This is a genomic window from Caballeronia sp. INML2 (assembly GCF_023631365.1).
Lineage (GTDB): Bacteria > Pseudomonadota > Gammaproteobacteria > Burkholderiales > Burkholderiaceae > Caballeronia > Caballeronia turbans.
Genome location: NZ_JALQDH010000042.1, coordinates 15,531 through 39,253, shown reverse-complemented (window position 1 = coordinate 39,253; position 23,723 = coordinate 15,531). Strand labels below are relative to the sequence as shown.

Genomic DNA, 23,723 nt, shown 5'->3' with positions numbered 1-23,723 from the left:
TGTCCGCGCTTTATTGCTGCGGTTGAATCGACGGCAGTCATCGCCGAACCGCAATACCGGAGACACTCGCCGTGCAAAGCGCCTGCATTCCCGAATCGAAGCTGCCGAAAGTCGGCACGACCATTTTCTCTGTCATCGGCCAGTTGGCCGAGGAGCATCACGCGCTCAACCTGTCGCAGGGCGCGCCGAACTTCGCGTGCGATCCGAAGCTGATCGAAGGCGTCGAGCGAGCCATGCGGGCAGGACATAACCAGTATTCGCCGATGTCCGGCGTCTTCGCGCTGCGCGAGGCAATCGCCGTGAAGACGCAGAAGCTGTATGGCGCGCAGTACGATCCGGACACGGAAATCACGGTGGTCGCGAGCGCGAGCGAAGGCCTGTACGCGACGATCAGCGCGCTCGTGCATCCCGGCGACGAGGTCATCTATTTCGAGCCGTCCTTCGACAGCTATGCGCCGATCGTGCAGTTGCAGGGCGCCACGCCCGTCGCAATCAAGCTTTCGCCCGAGACTTTCCACATCGACTGGGACGAAGTCGCCGCCGCGATCACGCCGCGCACGCGCATGATCCTCGTCAACACGCCGCACAATCCGACCGGCAGCGCGTTCACATCCGCCGACATCGAACGGCTCACCGCCCTCACGCGCGACACGAAGATCGTCGTGCTGTCGGATGAAGTCTACGAGCACGTCGTCTTCGATGGCGCGCCGCATCACGGCATGGCCCGCTATCCCGAGCTGGCGCAACGCAGCGTGATCGTGTCGTCGTTCGGCAAGTCGTATCACGTCACGGGCTGGCGCGTCGGCTACTGTCTCGCGCCGGCGCCGTTGACGGCCGAGATCCGCAAGATCCACCAGTTCATGACCTTCTCCGCCGATACGCCGATGCAAATGGCTTTCGCCGAAGCACTCGCGGACGAAGCGAGCTATCTGAATCTCGGGCCGTTCTATCAGCACAAGCGCGACCTGCTCGCCGAATCGCTGAGGCAATCGCGCTTCGAACTGTTGCCGAGCGCGGGCAGTTTCTTCATGCTGGCGCGGTATGACGCGATCTCGAACGAGTCCGACAGCGACTTCGTGCTGCGCCTGATCCGGGAAGCGCGCGTCGCGACGATTCCGCTGTCCGCGTTCTACACCGACGGCACCGACAACCACCTGATCCGTCTTTCGTTCGCGAAAGACGACGACACGCTCGTCGAAGGCGCGCGCCGCCTTTGTTCGATCTGACGATTTCCCTGGAGACCAACACGATGAAACTCAAACACATCGCCAGCGCCCTGTTCGTCGCATGCACGTTCGCGAGCGGTGCGGCGCTTGCCGCCGATACGCTGCGCTTCGGACTGGAGGCGCAATACCCGCCGTTCGAATCCAAATCGTCGACGGGCGAACTGCAAGGGCTCGACATCGACGTCGGCAACGCGGTCTGCGCCGCCGCGAAGATGCAGTGCAAGTGGGTCGAGACGTCGTTCGACGGCCTGATTCCCGCGCTGCAGGGCCGCAAGTTCGACGCGATCAACTCCGCGATGAACGCGACCGACCAACGCCGCCAGGCGATCGACTTCACGACGGTCGTGTATCGCGTGCCGACGCAACTGATCGCGAAGAAAGGCAGCGGTCTGGAGCCGACGTCGGCATCGTTGAAGGGCAAGAGCGTGGGCGTGCTGCAAGGCTCCATTCAGGAGACGTTCGCGAAGGCGCACTGGGAGAACGAAGGCGTGAAGGTCGTGCCGTATCAGGATCAGAACCAGGTATATGCGGATCTGAAGTCCGGCCGTCTCGACGCGACGCTCGTGCTCGCGCCCGCCGGACAGACCGGGTTCCTGTCGAAGCCGGACGGCGAAGGCTTCGCGTTCGTCGGTGCGCCGGTGCGCGACGACAAGATTCTCGGCAGCGGCATCGCTTACGGCGTGCGCAAGGGCGACGATGCGCTGAAGGCGAAACTCAACGCGGCGATCGAGAAGGTTCGGGCGGACGGGACCATCGACAAGTACGCGAAGAAGTATCTCGGCAATATCGATATTTCAGCGAAGTGACACGGCGGCGGCTTCAGCAGCTTTTTTTGAGCGCAGGCACACTGGCGGCTTGACCTTCTCGGCCGCGGCGCGACCATCGCGGCCCCGAGCATTGGAGCCGCATGAGCACGCCGACGACGCCCCGTTCCGCCGCCGCATCGCCACCTGCGCCGCCTGCGCCGCTCGCAGGCGGCCAGCTCGTCCTCGCCACCTTCGCGGTGGCGCTCGCGACCTTCATGAACGTGCTGGATTCGTCGATCGCCAATGTCGCGATTCCGACGATCTCCGGCAATCTCGGCGTGTCCGTCAACGAGGGCACGTGGGTCATCACCGTGTTCGCGGCATCGAACGCCGTCTCCATTCCGCTGACCGGCTGGCTCACACAGCGGCTCGGGCAAGTGCACCTTTTCGTCGGCGCAATCCTGATGTTCGTGCTGTCGTCGTGGCTGTGCGGCCTCGCGCCGAATCTGCCGGTGCTGCTGTTCGCGCGCGTGTTGCAGGGCGCGGTCGCCGGGCCGCTGATTCCGCTGTCGCAGGCGATCCTGCTCGGCTCGTATCCGAAAGAGAAATCGTCGATGGCGCTTTCGCTCTGGGCGATGACCGCGACCGTCGGGCCGATCGCCGGTCCCGCGCTCGGCGGCTGGATCACCGACAGCTATTCGTGGTCGTGGATCTTCTACATCAACATTCCGGTGGGCATCTTCGCGGCGGGCGTCACGTGGCTCATCTACCGCGATCGCGAATCGCCGACGCGCAAAGCGCCGATCGACGTCATCGGTCTGCTGCTGCTCGTTTCGTGGGTGGCGTCGCTGCAGATCATGCTCGACAAGGGCCGCGACCTCGACTGGTTCTCGTCGCCGCTGATCGTGGTGCTCGCGATCGTCGCGGCCATCGCGTTTGCGTTCTTCGTCGTGTGGGAGTTGACCGACCCGAATCCGGTCGTCGATCTGCGTCTTTTCGCGGGGCGCAACTTCTTCGGCGGGACGGTGGCGATTTCGGTCGCGTACGGCGTGTTCTTCGGCAATCTCGTGCTGCTGCCGCAATGGATGCAGCAGTATCTGAACTATCGATCCGTCGATGCGGGGCTCGTCACCGCGCCGCTCGGCATCTTCGCCGTGATCCTCGCGCCGGTGATGGGCAAGGTCTTGCCGCGCAGCGACGCGCGCATCATCGCGACGATGGCGTTCATCGGTTTCGCGTTCGTGTTCTGGCTGCGCTCGAAGTACGTGATCGAGATCGACACGTGGCATCTCGTGCTGCCGACGCTCCTGCAAGGCATCCCCATGGCGATGTTCTTCGTGCCGCTCACAGCGATCGTGCTCTCGGGATTGCCGCCGTCGAAGATTCCGGCGGCGGCGGGGCTGTCGAATTTCGCGCGGGTGTTTTGCGGCGCGGTGGGCACCTCGCTCGCGGGCAACGCGTGGGATAACCGCATCGCGCTGCATCACGAGCGGCTCACCGAGCAGGCGAATGTCTACAACCCGGCGTTTCTGCAGTCGCTCGGGCTATCGCAATCGACACTCGATGTCAGCGAAGCGCAAGCACGCGGGATGTTCAATTTCACCGTCAACACGCAAGCCGCGATGATGGGGCTCAACGATATCTTTCTGATCTCGGCGGTGATCTTCATTTTGATCATTCCGCTAATCTGGATTACGAAGGTGGCGAAGGGAGGCGGGGGCGGGGCGGCTTCGGGGGCGCATTGAAGGTAGCGCGAGCCTCGCGCGGCTCGCGTGGCTCGCGTGGCGTGTTACTCGGGCAAAAACCCCTGCTCCAGTACCGAGGACATCGTCCACGGACAGCTTTCCGGGAAATCTGCGAAACCGATACGCGCTTCATTCGCCGCCTGTTCGCGCGCATCGCCCCACATATCGGCGATCCGGTCCTCTTCGGTGAGCATCGGCTTCAGACTCGGCGTTTTCCTGAGCCGTCGCTCGATTGCGGCGCGCTGAGTCAGGATGGTGTTCGTCCAGCTATTGGTTCGCCGCTCCGGCTGAAACTGCCACTTCAGCAAATGCGCCAGCAAGATCGCCATCCTGCTCGCGAATTCCCTTTGTTCACTCTTACCGACGTCCTCGATTTCCTCAGCGATATGCTCGATATCGATGGACGCAAGCTTCCCTGCACGCAGCAGCGCGGCCTGTTCATAGGCCCACGCCACCACGTCCTTTTCATAAGGTGTTCCCATCGGCAGATTCCCGTTTTCCTTCGGATTTTCGGTATCGCCCATGCTAGTTTGCATTCCCTTGTTCATGCAGATCGTCCAGACGGCTAACGCGACTCACTTCAAACCGAGTTCCACGCGCGAACCCGCCCCCTTGTCCTTGATATCGTCCGCGGACATCTTCGGCGCGACGACAAAAATCCGCTTGCTGTCGATCTTCCCGTCGAAGTACTCCTGCACCGCCTGCGCGCGACGCTGCGCCAGATCGCGCAGCGACCCGTCATCCACCGGCGCATTCTTCGTCAAGGCCGCTTTCATGTCCGCATCGGACACCGTCTTCGTCATGCCGATGAAGTTGGTCGGCTTCTTGAACTCCGCCGACTTGTACACCTTCGCCAGATACTTGTCGTAGTCGGCATCCGATATCTTGATCGCGTTCCAGTCCACGGTCTCGCCGTTGTCGGACATGTCGCGCACCTTCGCGCGCTTGACCTGGCCGTCGAGCCACGCGGCCCGCAACGCCGGCTCGTCCGTATTCGGATCGACACGGCCCGTCACGTCCATTCGCACCGACGGCTTGTCCACCAGCGCCTTGGCAATCGTATCCAGCTTCTTCTGCGCGGCATCGTTCAACGCGGCCGAACCCGCATCGAATTCGATGTAGTTGAGATCCTCGCCGCTGCCGCCGCCGAACGCGTGCGCGAGCAGCGTGAACGGCGCGGTCACCGCCTTCTGCACGAGATTCACGATCGCCTGCCACACGAGCCCGCCGATCGAAAACTCCGGATTGTCGAGCGACCCGGAAATCGGAATGTTGACGTCGATCTCGCCGCGCGAATTCTTCAAGAGCGACACCGCGAGCCTCACCGGCAGCTTCGTCGCCGTCGGATTGTCGATGTGATCGCCGAACGTCAGCTGATCGATGAAGAGATGATTGTTCGCCGTGAGCTTGTTGTCGGCCAGCATGTAGTGCAGATCGACGTTGAGCTTGCCCTTCGTGATCGGATAGCCCGCGTACTTGGACGAATACGGCGTGAGGTTCGTCAGCTCGACGCCGTGCGCGCTCGCCGTCAGATCGAGCGCCGGCTTCTCGATCAGCGGGTTGATTTGCCCCTTGATCGATACCGGCCCGTTCGCCGCCAGCTTCGCCGATACATCGACGGGCGCGGGCGTCGTCGAACGCGTGCCGAATGCGCCGATCGTGCCGTTGATCGCAACGAGATTCGCCGTGTAGTTCGGCTTGATGAAGTTGTCGGTATAGGTCACGCGGCCGTCCTGCAGCACCAGCTGGCCGAAGTGCATGTTGACCGGCGGCCCGGAATCCGACGCGGTTTTCACCGGCACAGTCGCGGGCGCGCTCGCCGCCGCCGGCGCAGACGCGCCTTCCTCCTTCGCTCCGCCGCGCGTCACCGATTGCGGCCCGCCCTCACCCGCCACCACGCTCTTCAGGTTCAGCCTGCCCTGCGCGTCGAGCAGCACGCGGCCGTAGAACTTCGCGAAGGTCACGCGCGCCGCGTCGATATCGGTGCCGCGCTCGCTGTAGTTCACCTTCGCGTTGGTCAGGCCGAGCAGCTTCCAGCCCGCGAAGCGGTCGGACGTCGCCTTGTCGAGCATGCGCACATCCGACAACGAAACATCGCCCTTATACGACGCCGCGAGCGTCTTGCCGCTGCCCGACATCGCGACATCGCCGTTCGCGTTCAGATAGGCGCTCGTCACTTCGATGTTCAGCCTGTCGCCGAAATACGGCTCGAACGCGGAGGCATCGACCTGATCGCCCTTCACGTGCAGCGCGAGCTTGAGCGGCGTGACCGTGACATTGCCGCCGATCGCGAGCGCGCCACGGCCGTTCAACGTGAGCTTGCCATCGACGGCGAGCGGTTTGGTCAGATCGTCGCTGAACTGCTTCACGTTCACCGCGAGCGGCGCGACGCGCAGCTTGACCGGCCGCGCCGTGGATTCGTCGGTGATATTCGCCGATGCATCGGCGAGCGTGATCTCGCCGATCTGATAGCGCCACGCCGGGCCGGCCGCCTGCGCCTTCTGGATCTTGCGCGTCGCGGTCTGCTCGGGCGCGGCCTCGTGCGGCCCCGCGAGCGCGGCGAGATCGATGCTGCCGTCCTTGCGGCGCGTCGCGTCGAGCGCGAGACCGCTCAGTTGGACGCTGTCGAGCGATGCGTTGCGCGCGGATACATCGACCTTGCCGATCTTCGCCACCGCCGACGCCAGCTTGATCGGCGCGCCGCCGCCCGCATTGGGCACGAGCGCGAGCGCATCGAGTTTCACATTGCCCGCGCCGACCTGCACGCCGCCATCCGGCTTGCTCCAGTCGACCGACACCGGCAGGTTCGCGCCGAGCGTGCCGCTCGTCACCCGCGCGGCCATCAGGTTCGCGAGATACGGCTGCAGCGGCGGCAGCGCCAACGCGTTCAGCGCCAGCTTCACGTCCGCCGTCTTCGCGGCGAGCGTCACGTTGCCCGAGGCATCGAGCGCGCCGCCCTTGTCGAATGCGGTCTTGAGCGTGTATTTCGCGGGGGTCTTCGCGAGCGTCGAGAAACCGTCGAGCGTGACGGCGAGGCCGGTGAGCGCACCCTGCGCGCGTGTCTTGAGCAACTGGTCATCGAGGGCGATCCTGCCGCCGTCGATCGCGAGATGACGGATCGTCAGATCGAGCGGAGGCGCGGCCTTTTGCGCTTCCTTCGCGTCTTTCGCCGGCGCGGGACCGGCCAGTTTCTGCACATTCAACTGTCCCGCCGGATCGCGCGCGAGATGCACATCGGGGTTCGACAGCGTCACTTCGTCGAAGTGATAGATGTCGCGCAGCGGCTCTGCGTTCGCGATCTTCACGTGCAGCGCGCGGGCCGCGACGAGCGGCGCGTTCGCCTTGTCGATGACGGCGAGATCGGCGAGATCGGCGGTGCCTGCAATGCGGATCGTCGGCGTGTCGCCCGAGATCGCGAAGTTCACGTTGAGATCCGTCGACAGCTTGCCGCTCTTCACTGCGACCGGCACCGAGGCCGGCGCGTATGACGCCATCTGCGGCACGTCGAGGCCATCGAGCGTGAGCGCGATCTCGGATTCGCGCGACTGCGCGAACGGCTTGGTGCGCCCTTTCACGACGAGCGGCGAGCCGTCGATACGCGCCTGCAACAGCGGCGTCACGAAAATGTCCGTGGCCGACGGCAGCGTCGCGATGAACGGGATGCCGAGCGCGAAGCGGTCTATCACGTGCTTCGCCTTCAGCAGCCTGTCATCGAATGTGATCTGGCCATTTTCGAGCCGGATGTTCGACACCGAGAAGCGCGCGGGCTTGTCCGAGGGCGTCGGCGAGGGCTTCGAGAACTTCGCGATCAGATCGGAGAAGTTGAAATGCTCGCCGTCGAAGCGCACGACGTTGATGCGCGGCGAATCGATTTTCAGTTCATTGACGACCGGCGCGAGCCTGAACACCGACGACCACGAGGTGCGCACGACGAGCCGCGACACATCGACGAAATCGGCCGGGGCGCCCGGCGTCTTCGCGAGATTCGCGGGCGATTCGCCGATATGCACGCCATCGGCTTCGAAATCGAGCGTGTAGGGATTGAGCGAGATGCGCCTGATGCTGACCGGGCGATCGAGCTGCTGCGCGAGCTGCTGCTCGGCGATATGCCGGATGACCGGCGGCGCGACGAAAAACCCGAGCGCGCCGATGACGAGTAACGCAATCAGCAAGCCGATGAAGATGCGCCGCGTGCGCCGCGCATGAACGACTCCGCGCAGGGTTTGACCGGCGGAGGCAAGAGAAGACCTGGTGATGCTTGACATTCGATGCGCGGCGACAGGCCGCCCGTATGAGCGCCGCCCGAGCTTCGCCGTCCCGGAAAGATGATGTTCGAGTATACGACGAGGCGGCTCGCAAACGTTGCCCAAACCGCGTATCAAAAACATGAAGGCCGCGAAAAAATCGCGGCCTTCATGTTTCAGTCTGATTGCTTTCGCGAGTCTGACTCACTGCCGGTGAACGGGCGGCGGCGCCCATGTGCCGTCGCTCGCTTGCGCCTTGGGCGCATAGAGACGCATCGCGAGCTGGAATTCGCCTTCGGGCGCGGGCAGCCAGTTCGCGTCGCGCGCGCGTCCCGGCGACTTCGCCGACACGATCACGTCGACGGAACCATCGCGATTCTTCTTGAGCCGGTCGCGGTCGGAGAGCGACAGGCGCGGCAGCGTCTCGTTCGCGAGCGCGCCGTCCTTCGTATACGCGGTGATCGTCCAGAAGCCGCGCACCGGCGGCAACTGATCGGGCGCGAAGTGCAGCGTGTACGCTTTCGTGCCGTCGAGCGCGTGGCCTTCGCTGTCCACGCGCGTCACCGGCTTCACTTCGCCTTCCTTCGTGCTCGTCGCAGTCTGGCGGCGTGCGAGATAGGCGCGCAGCGTGTAGTCCGTGCCGTAGATGCCCACGCCATCGCCGAACCAGGTCCAGCCGTTCTTCGTGATCGCGTTCGGCGGCACCGTCGCGAGCCGCTCGCGCGCATCGGCGAGGCCGGAATCGAGGAGCGGCGCATCGGTCTTCCTGAACTGCACCGGCTCGCCGGGCTTCACGCCGAGTTCGGCGAGCTGGCTCATCGCGTGGGCATCGTCGGTGGCGGCGGGATTGTCGTCGAGCGAGCGGGCAAGGCGCGCGAAGAACGCGTTCGCGTCGAGCGCTTCGGCCTGCGCGCCGGGTGCTACCGTTGCCAGTGCGGAGGGCAGCGGCGGCACCGCGGGCTGGCGCGCGCCGTTCGCGGGCCACGCGCCGGCCACCGCCGGCGTCGGATCGGCGGCCGAGCCCTTCGCGGGCGTCAGCGTGTCGATGCGCATCGACGTCTGCAGCTTGCGCGCCTCGCGCACATCGCGCGGGCCGTTCACGCGCACGCGCACCGAAAGCCACACGTAACGCGTGCGCGTCTCGACGCGCGTCGCAACGGCGGGCAGCGTGCCGGTCCAGCCCGCGGGCACGAACGCGATCAGTTGCATCTTGGGATACGGCGTCGTGTCGGCGCTGGAATAGAGCGCGTTGGTCCACGCGTCGAACGCGCGGGCGTCGAGATAGCGGCCGTGCGGCGCGGCGGGCAACGAGACGATCACCGGATCGGCAAAGACATCGAGCCAGGCGGTCGATTCGAGCGTATCGACGCTCGGCCAGCCCGCCGCGCCTGCGGGCGGCAGCGCGATCGCGTGACGGAACGTGTTGAGCGGCGTCTGCCCGGGCTGCCCGGTGCGGCCGCTGGCACGCTCGCGGGCGATGTCTGAGGCGACGAGCGGAAATCCGAACGTATAGGCGTCGGCGACCTGATTTTTCACCCAGCCCGTGCTGGTCGGCTTCACCTCGGGCTGCTTTGTCGCACAGCCCGCCAGGAGCGCCATGCCGGCGAGACTCACGCTCATCCAGGTTGCGGTGTTGAGCGGAAACGTCCAGCGTCGGTTGTTCTTCATTCGAATGTAAATCCGGTTCTTCTTTCGATTTGGGTCTTCGCGCGATCCGGTTCGGGATCGATTCACGGCACGCTCGCAAGCGGCTCGATGCCGCCCCGAATCCCCGCGCGGCGCGCCACGAGCATTATCTCGAAATTCGGGTTTTAACTTAACCGCTGACGATAGGCAAGATGAAGCGTATAAAAGCGCTCCGGCAGGTCGAAGAATGCACCAGATGCCGGTCAAAAGCACTGAATGTCGCGCGTTTCGTCCTTCGAATACGATGATTTTCGATGTATTGCACGATCGCACGACGCCGTCCATTGCGTCCTTGACCTTCCAATCATTGGAAGGTCGATACTCGTGTCGTGAGGGATCTGCGCGATCCCAGCCAGACCGGAGCGTTTCACTATGTCCACAGCATCATCCGAGAATCCGAGAACCGCGCAACTCGCCGTGAGCGGCATGACGTGCGCCTCGTGCGTGGCGCGCGTCGAGAAAGTGCTCAAGCGCGTGCCTGGCGTCGAAAGCGTCGCGGTCAATCTCGCGACCGAGAAGGCGACCGTGCACGCGAACGGCGCCGTGACGGACGATCAGCTCGTCGCCGCCATCGCGAAGGCCGGCTATGAAGCCGCGCCGATTCTGCCCGAAGCCGCGCCCGCCGCCGCGCCGGCCGCATTCGATCGCGAGTTCGCCGCGGTGTTCGCCGCCGCCGTGCTCACCGTGCCGCTCCTCGCGCCGATGTTCGGGCTCGCGCTGAATCCGTGGCTGCAACTCGTGCTCGCGAGCGTCGTGCAGTTCGGCTTCGGCGCGCGTTTCTACGTCGGCGGCTATCGCGCGGTGCGGGCGTTCGCGGGCAACATGGACCTGCTCGTCGCGCTCGGGACGTCGGCGGCCTGGGGCTTGTCCGTCTATCAGATGTTCGCGCACGGCGGCATGACGGAGCATCTGTTCTTCGAGGCGTCGGCGGTCGTCATCACGCTGGTGCGCTTCGGCAAGTGGCTGGAAGCGCGCGCGAAGCGCCAGACCACCGACGCGATCCGCGCGCTCAATGCGCTGCGTCCGGACAAGGCACGCGTGCGCGACCGCGACGATCCGGCGCGCGAACGGGACGTCGCGCTCGCCGATGTGCGCGTCGGCGATATCGCCATCGTGCGGCCGGGCGAGCGCGTGCCGGTCGACGGCATCGTGCGCGAGGGCCGCACGCATATCGACGAATCGCTGATCACGGGCGAAAGCCTGCCCGTCGCGAAGGAACCGGGCGCCCGTGCGACCGGCGGCTCGATCAACGGCGAAGGGGTCATTGCGATCGAAACCACGGCGATCGGCGCGGAAACGACGCTCGCGCGCATCATCCGGCTCGTCGAATCGGCGCAGGCGGAGAAGGCGCCGATTCAGCGGCTCGTCGATCGCGTATCGGCGGTGTTCGTGCCGGCGATTCTGGCGATCGCGCTCGTCACGCTCGCCGGCTGGCTGCTGCACGGCGCAGGCGCCGAAACGGCGCTGCTCGACGCGGTCGCGGTGCTCGTGATCGCCTGCCCGTGCGCGCTCGGCCTGGCGACGCCAACCGCGATCATGGCCGGCACCGGCGTCGCGGCGCGCCAGGGCATTCTCATCAAGGACGCGCAGGCGCTCGAGCAGGCGCATGCGATCCGGATCGTCGCGTTCGACAAGACGGGCACGCTGACCGTCGGCCGGCCGAGCCTCGTCGCGTTCGATGCCGCGCCCGGGCAGGACCGGGCCGAAGCGCTCGGGCTCGCCGCCGCCGTGCAGCGCATGAGCGAGCATCCACTGGCGAAGGCCGTCGTGGCCGCCGCGAACGACGCGCCGCGTTTCGAGGCGAGTGCGGCGCGCGCGGTGGCCGGGCGCGGCGTGGAGGCGAAGGTCGGGGCGCGGCGCGTCGCGATCGGCAGCGCGCGCTGGGTCGCGGAACTGGGCGCGGGCGTGCCGGCATCGCTCGAAGCGCGGGCGCGCGAACTGGAGGCGCAGGGCAACACGATTTCCTGGCTCATCGATCTCGATGGCGCCGTGCTTGCATTGCTGGCATTCGGCGACACGATGAAGCCGACCGCGCGTGCCGCCGTCGAACGCCTGGCGAGCATGGGCGTGAAAAGCGCGCTCGTCACCGGCGACAACGAAGGCAGCGCGCGAAGCGTCGCGCGTGCGTTGGGCATTCCATCGGATCTCGTGTTCGCACAGACGCTTCCCGACGACAAGGCGCGCGTCGTCGCGCAACTGAAGGCGTCGGCGGGCGGCATCGTGGCGATGGCCGGCGACGGCATCAACGACGCGCCCGCGCTCGCCGCCGCCGACATCGGCATCGCGATGGCGAGCGGTACCGATGTGGCGATCGAAGCGGCCGGCCTCACGCTGATGCGCGGCGATCCGGCGCTCGTCGCTGATGCAATCGACATCTCGCGGCGCACGTACCGCAAGATCCGGCAGAACCTCTTCTGGGCGTTCGTCTACAACCTGATCGGCATTCCGCTCGCGGCATTCGGCTTGCTCGATCCGATGTTCGCGGGCGCGGCGATGGCGTTCTCCAGCGTGAGCGTGGTGACCAACGCGCTGTTGCTGAGAACGTGGCGCGCTCAGGCCGGCGCCGTCGAGGAAGCGCGCGCGGGCAAACCGATCACGCGTCCGGCGTAAGGTGCATCCGTGAGCGCGATGGCCGGCTCGGCGGCGATGCGCGCGGCGATGTCTTCATCGAACGATGCGGACTTCGGCGCGCCGCTCGAATCGATGTGCAGCATCATCTGCTCGCACGCCGACACCGGCTCGGCGGCATCGCCCTCGAACATCTCCATGTATAGATGGATGCGCTTTTTGTCGTGCGCAATCACGTGTGCAACGACCCGCACCGCCGCTCCTTCCTTGATTTCGCGCAGATAGCTGATGTGCGCTTCGAGCGTGTAGAGCGTGCGCTGCCTCGCGCGGCGGCCCGCGTCGTCGAGACCGATGCGGTCCATGAACGCATCGGTCGCGAGGCTGTAGATCAGCATGTAGAACGCATCGCGCAGATGGCCGTTGTAGTCGACCCATTCGGGTTTGACCGTATCGCGATAGATCATCGTCGTCGTTCCTCTAGTCTTCGATGCCGTGGCGTGCTTTCGCCTGTGCGATCGCCTCGATTACGCTCGCGATGCAGTCGTCGCGATAACGCTCCAGTTCCTTGATGCCGCGCCCGCTCGTCTGCCGCGACGTGCCCTCGACCACGCGGTCGATGAGCTCGTCGGTCAGCTTCGGCGCGACGAGCTTCGTCCACGGCAATTCGAGCGCAGGGCCGAACTGCTGCATGAAGTGTCGCATGCCCGCCTCGCCGCCCGCCAGCGTGTACGTAAGGAACGTGCCCATGAACGACCAGCGGATGCCCGCGCCGTAGCGGATGGCATCGTCGATTTCGCCGGTCGTCGCGACGCCGTCGTTCACGAGATGCAGCGCCTCGCGCCAGAGCGCTTCGAGCAGGCGGTCCGCGATGAAGCCCGGCACCTCCTTGCGCACGCGCAAGGGCCGCATGCCGATGGATGCGTAGAAGCTCATTGCCGCATCGATCGCCTCGCCCGACGTCGCTTCGCCGCCGAGCACTTCGACGAGCGGCAGCAGATACACCGGATTGAACGGATGTCCGACGACGCAGCGCCCGGGATTGACGGCGCGCGCATAGAAATCGCTCGGCAGGAGCCCGGACGTCGACGACGCGATGATCGCATCGGGCTTCGCCGCGCGGCTCACGCGCTCGTGCAGCGCGAGCTTCAGTTCCTCGCGCTCGGGCGCGCTTTCCTGGATGAAGTCCGCGTCGGCGACGCATTCCTCGACCGTCGATACGACACGCAGCCGCTCCTGCGATGCGCCCTTGGCCAGTCCAGCGCGTTCGAGCGCCGGCCACGCGTTCGCGACGTTCGCGCGAAGCTGCGCCTCGGCGCCGGGCGCCGGGTCCCACGCGGTGACGTCGAGGCCTGCTCCGAGCGCGCGCGCCACCCAGCCGCTGCCGATCACACCCGCGCCGAGCGCGGCGAATTGCTTCACTTGCATGTCGATGTGTCCTTGTCTTGTCAGGCGAATTGTTCGGCGATGCGCTTTTCCAGCGGACGTTCGCCGCGCGGGGGAAGTCCGAGCTTTCTGCGTCCTTCGGCGGGTGTGAGCGCGCGTGCGCCCAGACGCTCGATGATTTCGACCGCGCGCTGCACGAGCGAGCCGTTGGTCGCGTGCACGCCGCGATCGAGCCACAGGTTGTCTTCGAGACCGACGCGCACGTGGCCGCCGAGCAGCATCGCCTGCGCGACCATCGGCATCTGCATGCGGCCGATGCCGAAGCCTGCCCAGTGCGCGCCGGGCGGCAGGTTGTCGACCATGGCTTTCATCGTGCCGGTGTCGGGCGGCGCGCCCCACGGAATGCCCATGCACAGTTGAAAGAGCGGCGGGTCGTCGAGCAGGCCTTCTTTGAGCAGCTGGTTGGCGAACCACAGGTGACCCGTGTCGAAGATTTCCAGTTCGGGCTTCACGCCGAGTTCCTGGATGCGCTTGGCGCCGGCCCGTAGCTGCGCGGGTGTCGATACGTAGATGTAGTCGCCGTCGCCGAAGTTGAGCGTGCCGCAATCCAGCGTGCAGATTTCGGGCAGCAGTTCTTCGACGTGGGCGAGGCGCGTGAGGCCACCGACGAGATCCGTGCCTTTGCCGAAGCGCATCGGCTCCTCGCCCGGGCCGATCTCGAGATCGCCGCCCATGCCTGCGGTCAGATTGATGATGACGTCGGTGTCGGAGGAGCGGATGCGGTCTACCACTTCCCGGTATAGCGCCGGGTCGCGGCTGCCTCTTCCAGTCTTCGGATCGCGGACGTGGCAGTGGGCGACTGTGGCGCCGGCGCGGGCCGCTTCTATTGCTGCTTCGGCTATTTGCTTCGGCGTTACGGGGACTGCAGGGTGCTTGCCGGTGGTGTCGCCGGCGCCCGTCACTGCGCACGTTACTATCACTTCGTAGTTCATGGGTTTTTGCTTCCTCGGGTTGGTTAGGGTTCCTTCTTTTTCCTGGTTGCTTGCGCCTTCTTGGGATCCCGTTTTGGTTTTGGTTTATTAGCACTGCCCCTGTGCGGGGCGGCAGTCACTTTCTTTGCTGCTGCAAAGAAAGTAACCAAAGAAAGCAGCTCCACACGCCCGCGGTCACACGCAGTTTGGCCACGCTTGCCAGGTGACCGTGGGCTGCCTAAGTGTCGCCCTCACAAGACTAACCGGGCTTGGATCGCACACGGTCTGTCACCGCGCGTCGCACAGCGGAGCGGTTCAGCACCAAATGGCTCCGGCCCGCTTCGCGGCCGTTGGGTCAATCGGGTTTGCCCGAACTTTCTTTACTAACGCCTCCATCTCACTGTAAGTGCCGACCGAGGTTGTCCCTTGCAAACCCAGCGGCAGCGCGTAGCGCTGTGCCGGCGCTGTTTCGTGCTGAACCAGCGCGTTTGAACAACTAGCTAGTCAGACCGTGCGCGATCCAAGCGCGGTTGGGCCTATGAGGGCGACACTTAGGCAGCCCACGATCGGCTGGCAAGCATGGTCAAACTGCGTGTGACCGCGGGCCTAACAAGCTGCTTTCTTTGGTTACTTTCTTTGCAGCAGCAAAGAAAGTGACTGCCGCCCCGCATAGGGGCAACGCTAATAAACCAATAACAAAGCGGGATCCGCCGAAAAACAAAAAAATCAAAGCCCCAAATACTGCCGAACCGCCGGCAGCCCCTCCTTCCCATCCACAGTCTTGACGCCTGCAAGCCACGCATCCAACACCTGCGGATTCTGCTTGAGATAAGCCTTGGCCGCATCGGAAGGCCGTTCCTTGTTCATCACAGGCTGCATCAACCGATTCTCGAGATCGGTAGTAAACCGCAAATTGGAAACAAACTTCCCCGCATTAGGACACCGCGTCAAAAAGTCCGTGTTAGTCAGCGTATAGACCCGCGCCTCGCCATAGTTCGGCCCGAACACCTCATCCCCACCAGCGAGATAGTTGATCTTCATCTGAATGTTCATCGGATGCGGCTCCCAGCCAAGAAACACAACAGGCTTCTTCTCGCGGATCGCGCGCTCGACCGTCACCAGCATTCCCGCCTCGCTCGACTGCACGAGCTTGAATCCGCCAAGTCCGAACTGGTTCGTGTCGATCATCTTCTGGATCTTGGCGTTCGCGCTGCTGCCAGGCTCGATGCCGTAGATCGTGCCGCCCAGCTCATCGCGATGCTTCGCGATATCCGCAAACGTCTTGATGCCCGCGTCATACGCGTAGCTCGGCACCGCGAGCGTCGCCTTCGCGCCCGACAGATTCGGCGGCTCGAGCTTCTCGATGCTCTTCGCTTCGAGGAACGGCTCGACCGCCTTTTGCTGCACTGGCCACCAGTAACCAAGCGACACGTCGATCTGCTTGCTCTTCAGGCCCGCGAGCGAAATCGGCACCGAGGCGACCGTGGTCCGCGGCGCATAGCCGAGCCCTTCGAAGACGACCGAGGCAAGCGCCGTCGTCGACGTGATGTCGGTCCAGCCAATATCGACGAAGCGCACCGTGCGGCAACTCGCGTCCTCCGCGTGCGCGCCCGGCGCGACGAACGCGGCGCATGCGCCGGCGAATAGCAGAGTGGAAATCAGGCGTTGTGTCATAACGAGCCTTCCGTGGAGGGTTGAATCGATGCGCCGGTTCGAGTGCCGGCGTGCATCAAAAGTACCGCCGCATAAAAGCGCCCGAACGCCCGCGTGCGACCGTGACTTGACCGCTTGCGACCTCGCCGCAACGTTCTCTTGCGGATGCACGTCCGCCGGACGCGCGTCTCAGCGTTAACGCGCATTGAACTGATGAGTTCGGTACGGATGCGTATTTATTGCCGCACTTAATCATTCGAATACATGTCCGGCGCGCTTGCGCAAGGTCAATCTTTGCCGAAACGCCACAGCGTCTGTGGTTGGTCGCACATAGCAAGGATTTCTAACCGGGTAATGTGCGGGCAAAGGGTTATGCTCGGCTCGCAATGGCTCGGCCAAAGGAAATGGAGAGGTTTCCCGCGATGCCGCCGGGCACATGTTGTTTACTGCACGCTTCCAATCAAAGGCCTGGATAATGGACCGTCAAGACGCCATCCGAGAGAGTGCGCGGCTGTACGCGCGCGAACCGCTGTTCTCGCCTTCCGCCGACCAGATTTCCGCATCGCGCATGACGGCCTTTACCGAGGCCTTCCAGAAAGCGACCGGCGAGCGATTCACCGACTATTCGGCATTACACGTCTATTCAGCCCGTGAATATCGCCAATTCTGGAAATGCTTTCTCGAATCGGCGCATGGACTCGAATGGTCGGGATCCGATGAGCCGGTTTGCATCGGCGATCAATGCGAAACCGCACGGTTTTTCCCCAATATCGAATTGAATTACGCCGAGAATCTGCTCGGCAAACGCATTGCGCCCGATGACGCCCCCGCCATCACCTCGTGCTTCGCCGATGGCAGCCGCGTCACCTATACGCGCGGCGAGTTGCGCGAGCGCGTCGTGCGCCTCGCGCAGGCGCTCTCCGAACTCGGCCTGACGCAAGGCGACCGCGTGGTCGCGATCATGCGCAACGACTGCGAGGCGATCACCGCGGCGCTCGCCGTCACCGCGCTCGGCGCAACGCTCTCGACGGCCGCGCCGGAAAACGGCGTGCAGGCGATTCTCGATCGCTTCGCGCCGCTCGCACCGACGATGATGTTCGCGCACACGATGCAGCGCCCCTTCGACACCGGCGGCTCGCTCTCGGGACACGTTGCGGCAGTCGCCGCGCAACTCCCGTCGCTGACCGACATCGTCTGCCTCGAAGACATGGAGCTGCCAAGCACGGTGACGCAGCGCCAGCACGAACTGCGCTCGCTGATCGCGCAAGGCGACGCGATGCGCTTCGCATGGAAGCGCTTTCCGTTCAATCATCCGCTCTTCATCATGTTTTCGTCGGGCACGACGGGCAAGCCGAAATGCATCGTGCACGGCGCGGGCGGCACGCTGCTCGAACACGTGAAGGAGCATCGCCTGCACAGCGACTTCGGTCCCGGCGACAAGCTTTTCTTCCACACGAGCTGCTCGTGGATGATGTGGAACTGGCAGATGTCGGTGCTCGCGTCGGGCGTCGAGATCATCACCTACGACGGTCCCGTGGCCGCCGTCGACACGCTCTGGCGCCTCGTCGCCCGCGAACGCGCGACCGTCTTCGGCACGAGTCCCGCCTATCTGAAGATGAGCGAGGACGCGGGCATCGAGCCCGCCGCGCAGTTCGATCTCTCCGCACTGCGCGCGATGATGTCGACCGGCGCCGTGCTCTACGACTCGCAGTTCCAGTGGGTCTACGAGCACGTGAAGCAGTTGCAATTGCAATCGATTTCGGGCGGCACGGACATCATCGGCTGCTTCGTGCTCGGCAATCCGAATCTGCCCGTCTATGCGGGCGAAGCGCAGTGCAAGAGTCTCGGCCTCGACGTGCAGGCGTTCGATCAGGGCGCGAGCACGATCATGCCGGGCGAGCTCGTCTGCACGAATCCCTTCCCGTCGAGGCCGCTCGGTTTCTTCGGCGACGACGACGGCTCGCGCTTTCACAAGGCCTATTTCGCGGCCAACGAAGGCGTGTGGACGCACGGCGACGTCATCGAGTTCTCGCCGGAGGGCTCCGCGCGCCTGCACGGGCGCAGCGACGGCGTGCTCAACGTGCGCGGCATCAACGTGAGCCCGGGCGAGATCTACCGCATCCTGAGCGAGATTCACGAAATCCGTCATGCGATGGTCGTGGCCCAGACCGGCGCCAATGCGGGCGATGCAGGCCAGCGTATCGTGCTCCTGCTCGTGCTGCGGCCCGGTGAGCAACTGAACGCTGCGCTCGCCGCGCGCGTGCGCCGCGACCTCACGCGCCAGGGCTCCGCCGCGCTCGTGCCCGACGTGATCGCGCAAGTCGACGGCCTGCCCGTCACGCACAACAACAAGCCGTCGGAAGCGGCCGCGCGCGATGCGGTCAACGGGCTGCCCGCGCGCAACGTTTCGTCGCTCGCCAATCCGGAATGTCTCGATCAGATTCGCGAGCATCCGTCGCTCACGCGCGTGAAGCGCGATCTGCCCGCGCCGGGCAAATCGGCCGAAGAGATCGAAGCGTATCTGTGCGCGCTCTGGGAGCAGCATTTCAGCTTCTCGCCCATCGCCCGCGACGACAACTTCTTCGAACTGGGCGGCCATTCGCTGCTCGCCGCGCGCATGCTCGCCGACGTGCAGCGCGCGACCGGCCGCACGCTGCCGCTTTCGACGATGATCGTCGCGCCCACCATCGCGCGCCTCGCGGCGGTTCTCGTCGCCGGCGCGGACATGCGCGCGGGAGACTCGACGCTCGTGCAGATGCGCGCGGGCAGCGGCCGGCCGCTCTTCATGCTGCACAGCATCACCGGTTCGGTGATGGAGTGCCTGACGCTCGCGGGCATGGTGCAGAACGAGCGGCCCGTCTACGGCCTGCAGGCGCTCGGCCTCGACGGCGACGAAGCCCCGCAGCATAGCGTCGAAGCGATGGCGCGCGACTACGTGTTGCGTATGCGCGAGGTGCAGCCGAGCGGGCCGTATGCGCTCGTCGGCTATTCGTTCGGCGGCCTGATTGCGTTCGAGATCGCGCAGCAGCTCGTCGCGGCGGGCGAGAAGATCGAAATGCTCTGCCTGCTCGATACCTACGTTCACACGCGCTGCCTGCCCTTGTCACAGTGGACGCGCTATCAGGCCGCGGTGGTCGTGGAACGGCTGCGCGAATTGCGCTCGCTCGAAGCGAGCCAGCGTTTGGGCTACATGCGCGGCAAGGCGGCGGTCATCACCGACCGCGTGCGCATGCGCATGGGCAAGCAGGCGCACAAGCCCGCGCCCGATGCGGCCGCCCTGCCGCCCGTGCTGCAGCGCGTGCGCGAATCGATGCGCGTCGCGATGTCGACCTACAAGCCACGCCGCTATGAAGGCGGTCCGATCGTCTACGTGCGCGCGAGCTTGCTCGACAACTCGCGCAGCGATCCGCTACCGGTCTGGCAGCGCGTAGCGAAGCGTGGCCTGCAGGTCATGCAGGTCGATGGCAGGCACACCGATCTCGTCGTCGAGCCGCAGCTCGCCACCGTCGCGCGGACGCTCTCGAACGCGCTCGCGAGCGCCTGACTCCGCATAGAAGTAGCACCGAATCCGGCCGCCCTACGGGGCGCGCCGGATTGCGCGCGTTTTTTGCGCTTGCTAGCGTGGACGGCTTGCTCATCGACCCGTCGCTATCGATCCGATGTCCGCGCCCCACGATTTCCATTTCCTTCTGCTGCCCGAATTCTCGTCGATCGGATTCATGTCCGCGATCGAACCGCTGCGCGTCGCGAATCGCTTCGCGGGCGACCTGTATCGCTGGCATATTCTGAGCGTCGATGGCGGGCCCGTCGCCGCGAGCAACGGCATCACGCTCAACGCCGAAAGCGCGTTCGATCAGGTGAGCGACGCGCGCACCGTGTTCGTCGTGTCTGGATTCGAGCCGCTCTCGGGCTACACGCGCGCGATCGGCGACTGGCTGAAGCGGCTCGACCGTGCAGGCGCGACGCTCGGCGGCATCGACACCGGCAGCTTCATCCTCGCCGAAGCGGGGCTGCTCGCGGGCAAGCGCGCAACGCTGCATTGGGAAGCGGCAGCGGCGTTCGCCGAACGCTATCCGGCTATCGAGACGAGTCAGGAGCTCTTCGAAATCGACACGCGGCGCATCACGTGCGCGGGCGGCACGGCCTCGATCGACCTGATGCTCGACGTGATCGCGCGCGAGCACGGCGCGAGCCTCGCCGCGCAGGTGTCCGAGCAGTTCGTGCTGGGCCGCATCCGGCAGCGCTCGGATCACCAGCGTCTGCAGATCGCGGCGCGCTACGGCATCCACAATCGCAAGCTGATCCAGGTGATCGAACTGATGGAGCAGCATATGGAGGAGCCGCTCTCGCCCGATGCGCTTGCCGAATCCATCGGCGTGACGCGGCGTCAGCTCGAACGGCTGTTCTGCGCGTCGATGAAGGACACGCCGACGCATTTCTATCTCGGCCTGCGCCTCACGCGCGCGCGCGAACTGCTTCAGCAGACCGACATGTCGATACTTGCCGTCTGCGTCGCGTGCGGCTTCGAATCGCCGTCGCATTTCTCGCGCACGTATCGCACGCGCTTCGGCACGAGCCCGAGGCAGGACCGCAGCGCACTGCGCGCCGTCCTGCCCGCGCGGCTCGCCGCGGCTTAGGTCTGTTCCCTAGAACGAATGCCGCATGCCGACACGCACATCGGCCTGCGTATTCGATGACGACGGCGTGAAGCTGTAGCCGATCACCGCATCGATCGGACCGGATGCGCGCAGATAGTCGCCGGAGACATAGACATCGGTGCGCTTCGAGAGCAGATAGTGCAGGCCGAGCGAACCCTGATTCCAGTGATTGCCTTCGAAGCGCGTGTGCTGATAGCCGCCGTAGAGACTCAGGTCGGGCATGAAGCTATATGACGCGCCGCCTTCGTACACCTGCATGTGCGACGTCTGGCCGAGGCCCTTGATGGTCGTGTACGTGAAGTTCCCCGACAGCATCAGGTTGCCGATGGTCCACGCCGCGCCCACGGCAAACGCGCCTTGCTTATCGACGGGGAACGGGTTCGCGCTGTAGAGATCGGTGACGGCGCCCGTCGCCGGATCGACGGATACGGTGGGCTGGCCGAGGAACGTGCGTGCGCCGATCATCGCGTAGGGATCGAACGCATAGATGCCGTTGGGATTGTTGAGTTGCGTGTACGCCGCGCCGACGTTGAAGGTGTTCGCCGCATAGTGCGCGCCCACGCTCCACGCGCTGTTGCGATGGAAGTTGCCCGCCTGGTTGCCGAACGAATACATGCCGCCGAACGTGAAGCCGCCGAAGTTGTTCGACAGGAACTTGATCGAGTTCGGCAGGCGGTCGCCGTTCATGCGGTCGAAGTCGCCCTGGTGAATCGCATAGCCGCTCGCCCACGCCGAGATGTTGTAGAGATAGACGAACTCCTCGGTCATGTCGAGCTGATTGCCGAGCGAGAGCGTGCCCCACTGGTTCTTGAGGCCCACATAGGCCTGCCGGCCGAACTCGGCGCCGCCGAATGCGTACTGGCCATTGCCGAGATGAAAGCCCGACTCCAGCACGAAAACCGCCTGCAATCCGCCGCCCAGATCCTCCGTGCCGCGAAAGCCGATGCGGTTGCCGTAGGAGATGCCGTCGTCGAACTTCACCACGTGCGAGCCGCCGGTGTTGCTCACCCAGGTGATGCCCGCATCGAGAATGCCGTAGAGCGTCACGCTGCTTTGTGCATGCGCCGCCATCGGCATGGTCGCGGTCCCCGCTGCAAACGCGAGGCCGGCGATCTTCGCGGCATGTCCTTTTTTCATATGCTGGTCCTTTGCTCGTCTTGATCGATATTGCGTTGGAAAAAGCGATGCCCTGCCTCGCGCGCGGCGTGAGGACATAGCGCCAGGCTGACGTTGCCGGTAACTGCCGAAGTGCCCTTGAGCGGCTATGCGACGCGATGAAGATGCGTTGCGTCGACGTTGTCAAAAATAAGGCCCCATATATGTCGCGGCTCGACCCGGTGCGACGCAAATCTGCCCAGTTGCGACTACGGCATTGCGGCGTGCGGCGTCGATAGAACTCTTTCGATTTCGGACATGCCCGATATGCACGGCAGGGTATGGCTCCCATACTTCCGAATCTGTAAAAAACCCGCATTGCCGCACGACCTGAATTCGATCCGAACGATATGACGACCCGCTGCCTGAGCATCCTCCAAGCCGAAGCACCCGAAGTTCTCATCAACCACAAGCATTACGCGGCGCGCCTGGGTTACGACCACGCCACCATCTCGATGGCGGGCATACCCTGCCCTTCACAACGTTTGCTGCTCAAGTACGAAGCCGTCCTGCATCACCTGCGTCAGATGGCCGATATGGCGCTGCTCGTGTGCATGGGCGAAGACTGCATCGTGCTGAATATGCATCCCGTCGAACCGATCGCCGACGGACGGCAACACACGCTCATGGCCGTATCCGGGAATGGCGAAGCGCATCAGACGGCCGTGCAGATCTGGCGCAACACGGCGGAAATCCGCCAGCTCATCGTTTATTTCATCGGGCAATGCAAGCTCGGCGGCGCGCCGCAAAACGAGGTCGCGATGCTCTCGTCGCTCGACTACATCGAGCCGCACGGCGCACGCGGCGGGATCACGTGCACGATGCATTGCGGTCCGCGCTTCGAACCGGTCTGGACGAAGTACCCGCACCTCTGGACCATCGTGGTGGCCGAGGAAGCGGTCTACGGCGGCATCCCGTCGAGCTTTCGCAACGCGCTCGCAGGGCACATCAACGACTGTCAGCAGAAGGGCCTGCCGCTGCTGCAGTTTCCGGCACAAAGCGCGACGCCGGACGAGGCGTGCAGCGTCTATAACCCCGGCAAGCCCATCGCGCTCGTCACGTACTACACGCCCAACGTGCGCGCGTACGGCGCAATCGCCGAACGGAACATGCGCCGCTATTGCGAACGCCACGGCTACACGCTCTACGTCTATCGCGAGACGCCCGCCGAAGTCGGGCCGGGCACATCGGGCACGTGGCTCAAGCCGTGGTTCCTGCGCAAATATCTGCCGCATCACGAATGGGTGATCTGGGTCGATGCCGATATCCTCTTCTTCAATCAGCGCGAGCCGCTCGAACCGCTGCTCGTCGGACGCGACATTCTCGCGGCGCACGACATCGGCCCGTGGGTCATCAACGCCGGCGTGCTCGGTTTCCGCAGCAAGCCCGCGACCATCGCGTTCGTCGAAGAGATCTACGAGCACGTGAGCGCGGCGCCCGATAAATCGACCACTTACGCGAACGGCGGCGACCAGACGATCATCGCGAACCTGCTGATCGACCGGCTCGGCTGGAAGCTCGAGCACGGCCTCGACTGCATGACCATCAACACGCCGTGGTACTTCCAGCAGGCGGACAGCCTGATGGTGCATTTCGTCGCGATCCAGTCGTCCATGCGCGCCGTGCTGATGGGCGTACAGGATCGCGCCAGCATGCAGCTCGGCTGATCGAGTTCTCCGCTTCTCTCG

15 protein-coding genes are annotated in these 23,723 nt (G+C 64.7%); 7 read left to right on the top strand and 8 right to left on the bottom strand.

Annotation, left to right across the window (positions count from 1 at the left end; translation table 11 throughout):
• Window positions 1–71: 71 nt before the first annotated feature.
• The 3 genes from NCT32_RS14285 (at window position 72) to NCT32_RS14275 (ending at window position 3,717) form a co-directional block, all read left to right on the top strand.
• The gene (locus NCT32_RS14285) at window positions 72–1,226 is read left to right on the top strand and encodes a methionine aminotransferase (protein ID WP_061120819.1); all 1,155 of its coding nucleotides are present in this window, start codon (window positions 72–74) and stop codon (window positions 1,224–1,226) included.
• 23 nt (window positions 1,227–1,249) lie between these two features.
• Window positions 1,250–2,032, top strand: coding sequence for an ABC transporter substrate-binding protein (locus NCT32_RS14280; RefSeq protein ID WP_061120858.1), 783 nt, complete (start codon window positions 1,250–1,252; stop codon window positions 2,030–2,032).
• Between the two features lie 101 nt (window positions 2,033–2,133).
• Window positions 2,134–3,717: a DHA2 family efflux MFS transporter permease subunit gene (locus tag NCT32_RS14275; protein ID WP_061120818.1), complete on the top strand. Its 1,584-nt coding sequence runs from the start codon at window positions 2,134–2,136 to the stop codon at window positions 3,715–3,717.
• Between the two features lie 44 nt (window positions 3,718–3,761).
• Here the strand turns inward: NCT32_RS14275 and NCT32_RS14270 are convergent, their stop codons facing one another.
• The 3 genes from NCT32_RS14270 to NCT32_RS14260 form a co-directional block, all read right to left on the bottom strand.
• Window positions 3,762–4,199, bottom strand: a complete 438-nt coding sequence (locus tag NCT32_RS14270) for a DUF29 domain-containing protein (protein ID WP_061120857.1) — start codon at window positions 4,197–4,199, stop codon at window positions 3,762–3,764.
• A gap of 93 nt (window positions 4,200–4,292) precedes the next feature.
• A complete protein-coding gene (locus tag NCT32_RS14265) occupies window positions 4,293–7,982 on the bottom strand; it encodes a DUF748 domain-containing protein (RefSeq protein ID WP_250477264.1) in 3,690 nt (1,229 codons plus the stop codon).
• A gap of 183 nt (window positions 7,983–8,165) precedes the next feature.
• Window positions 8,166–9,629 carry a DUF1254 domain-containing protein gene (locus NCT32_RS14260; RefSeq protein WP_061120816.1) on the bottom strand — a complete coding sequence of 488 codons (1,464 nt, stop codon included), beginning with the start codon at window positions 9,627–9,629 and terminating at the stop codon, window positions 8,166–8,168.
• Window positions 9,630–10,019: 390 nt separating this feature from the next.
• Here NCT32_RS14260 and NCT32_RS14255 point away from each other — a divergent pair, with 390 nt between their 5' ends.
• Window positions 10,020–12,257, top strand: coding sequence for a cation-translocating P-type ATPase (locus NCT32_RS14255; RefSeq protein ID WP_086961472.1), 2,238 nt, complete (start codon window positions 10,020–10,022; stop codon window positions 12,255–12,257).
• On the opposite strand, the gene NCT32_RS14250 is transcribed toward NCT32_RS14255, so the two are convergent.
• The 4 genes from NCT32_RS14250 to NCT32_RS14235 all read right to left on the bottom strand — a co-directional run bounded on the left by NCT32_RS14250 (window position 12,200) and on the right by NCT32_RS14235 (window position 16,243).
• Window positions 12,200–12,679, bottom strand: a complete 480-nt coding sequence (locus NCT32_RS14250) for a thioesterase family protein (RefSeq protein ID WP_061120815.1) — start codon at window positions 12,677–12,679, stop codon at window positions 12,200–12,202. The two genes, NCT32_RS14255 and NCT32_RS14250, sit on opposite strands and share 58 nt — an antisense overlap.
• A 13-nt stretch (window positions 12,680–12,692) precedes the next feature.
• Window positions 12,693–13,640 carry an L-carnitine dehydrogenase gene (locus NCT32_RS14245; RefSeq protein ID WP_061120814.1) on the bottom strand — a complete coding sequence of 316 codons (948 nt, stop codon included), beginning with the start codon at window positions 13,638–13,640 and terminating at the stop codon, window positions 12,693–12,695.
• 20 nt (window positions 13,641–13,660) lie between these two features.
• A complete protein-coding gene (locus tag NCT32_RS14240; RefSeq protein ID WP_061120813.1) occupies window positions 13,661–14,590 on the bottom strand; it encodes a 3-keto-5-aminohexanoate cleavage protein in 930 nt (309 codons plus the stop codon).
• Between the two features lie 705 nt (window positions 14,591–15,295).
• Window positions 15,296–16,243: a choline ABC transporter substrate-binding protein gene (locus NCT32_RS14235; RefSeq protein ID WP_061120812.1), complete on the bottom strand. Its 948-nt coding sequence runs from the start codon at window positions 16,241–16,243 to the stop codon at window positions 15,296–15,298.
• A gap of 454 nt (window positions 16,244–16,697) precedes the next feature.
• Between NCT32_RS14235 and NCT32_RS14230 the strand changes: the two genes are divergently transcribed.
• Complete coding sequence (locus NCT32_RS14230; protein ID WP_061120811.1) at window positions 16,698–19,766, top strand: acetoacetate--CoA ligase; 3,069 nt, start codon at window positions 16,698–16,700, stop codon at window positions 19,764–19,766.
• A 115-nt stretch (window positions 19,767–19,881) separates the two neighbouring features.
• Entirely contained in the window at window positions 19,882–20,859 is a 978-nt protein-coding gene (locus tag NCT32_RS14225; protein ID WP_061120810.1) for a GlxA family transcriptional regulator, read from the top strand.
• A gap of 9 nt (window positions 20,860–20,868) precedes the next feature.
• On the opposite strand, the gene NCT32_RS14220 is transcribed toward NCT32_RS14225, so the two are convergent.
• Window positions 20,869–22,017, bottom strand: coding sequence for a porin (locus tag NCT32_RS14220; RefSeq protein ID WP_061120809.1), 1,149 nt, complete (start codon window positions 22,015–22,017; stop codon window positions 20,869–20,871).
• A gap of 368 nt (window positions 22,018–22,385) precedes the next feature.
• Here NCT32_RS14220 and NCT32_RS14215 point away from each other — a divergent pair, with 368 nt between their 5' ends.
• Window positions 22,386–23,702: a hypothetical protein gene (locus NCT32_RS14215; RefSeq protein ID WP_061120808.1), complete on the top strand. Its 1,317-nt coding sequence runs from the start codon at window positions 22,386–22,388 to the stop codon at window positions 23,700–23,702.
• Window positions 23,703–23,723 lie beyond the last annotated feature (21 nt).

Bases quoted from the DNA above. Each gene is read 5' to 3' on its own strand.
- NCT32_RS14265 (WP_250477264.1), bottom strand. From the start codon at position 7,982: ATGTCAAGCATCACCAGGTCTTCTCTTGCCTCCGCCGGTCAAACCCTG.
- NCT32_RS14270 (WP_061120857.1), bottom strand. From the start codon at position 4,199: ATGGGAACACCTTATGAAAAGGACGTGGTGGCGTGGGCCTATGAACAG.
- NCT32_RS14240 (WP_061120813.1), bottom strand. From the start codon at position 14,590: ATGAACTACGAAGTGATAGTAACGTGCGCAGTGACGGGCGCCGGCGAC.
- NCT32_RS14260 (WP_061120816.1), bottom strand. From the start codon at position 9,629: ATGAAGAACAACCGACGCTGGACGTTTCCGCTCAACACCGCAACCTGG.
- NCT32_RS14255 (WP_086961472.1), top strand. From the start codon at position 10,020: ATGTCCACAGCATCATCCGAGAATCCGAGAACCGCGCAACTCGCCGTG.
- NCT32_RS14230 (WP_061120811.1), top strand. From the start codon at position 16,698: ATGGACCGTCAAGACGCCATCCGAGAGAGTGCGCGGCTGTACGCGCGC.
- NCT32_RS14215 (WP_061120808.1), top strand. From the start codon at position 22,386: ATGACGACCCGCTGCCTGAGCATCCTCCAAGCCGAAGCACCCGAAGTT.
- NCT32_RS14235 (WP_061120812.1), bottom strand. From the start codon at position 16,243: ATGACACAACGCCTGATTTCCACTCTGCTATTCGCCGGCGCATGCGCC.
- NCT32_RS14245 (WP_061120814.1), bottom strand. From the start codon at position 13,640: ATGCAAGTGAAGCAATTCGCCGCGCTCGGCGCGGGTGTGATCGGCAGC.
- NCT32_RS14250 (WP_061120815.1), bottom strand. From the start codon at position 12,679: ATGATCTATCGCGATACGGTCAAACCCGAATGGGTCGACTACAACGGC.
- NCT32_RS14220 (WP_061120809.1), bottom strand. From the start codon at position 22,017: ATGAAAAAAGGACATGCCGCGAAGATCGCCGGCCTCGCGTTTGCAGCG.
- NCT32_RS14275 (WP_061120818.1), top strand. From the start codon at position 2,134: ATGAGCACGCCGACGACGCCCCGTTCCGCCGCCGCATCGCCACCTGCG.
- NCT32_RS14280 (WP_061120858.1), top strand. From the start codon at position 1,250: ATGAAACTCAAACACATCGCCAGCGCCCTGTTCGTCGCATGCACGTTC.
- NCT32_RS14225 (WP_061120810.1), top strand. From the start codon at position 19,882: ATGTCCGCGCCCCACGATTTCCATTTCCTTCTGCTGCCCGAATTCTCG.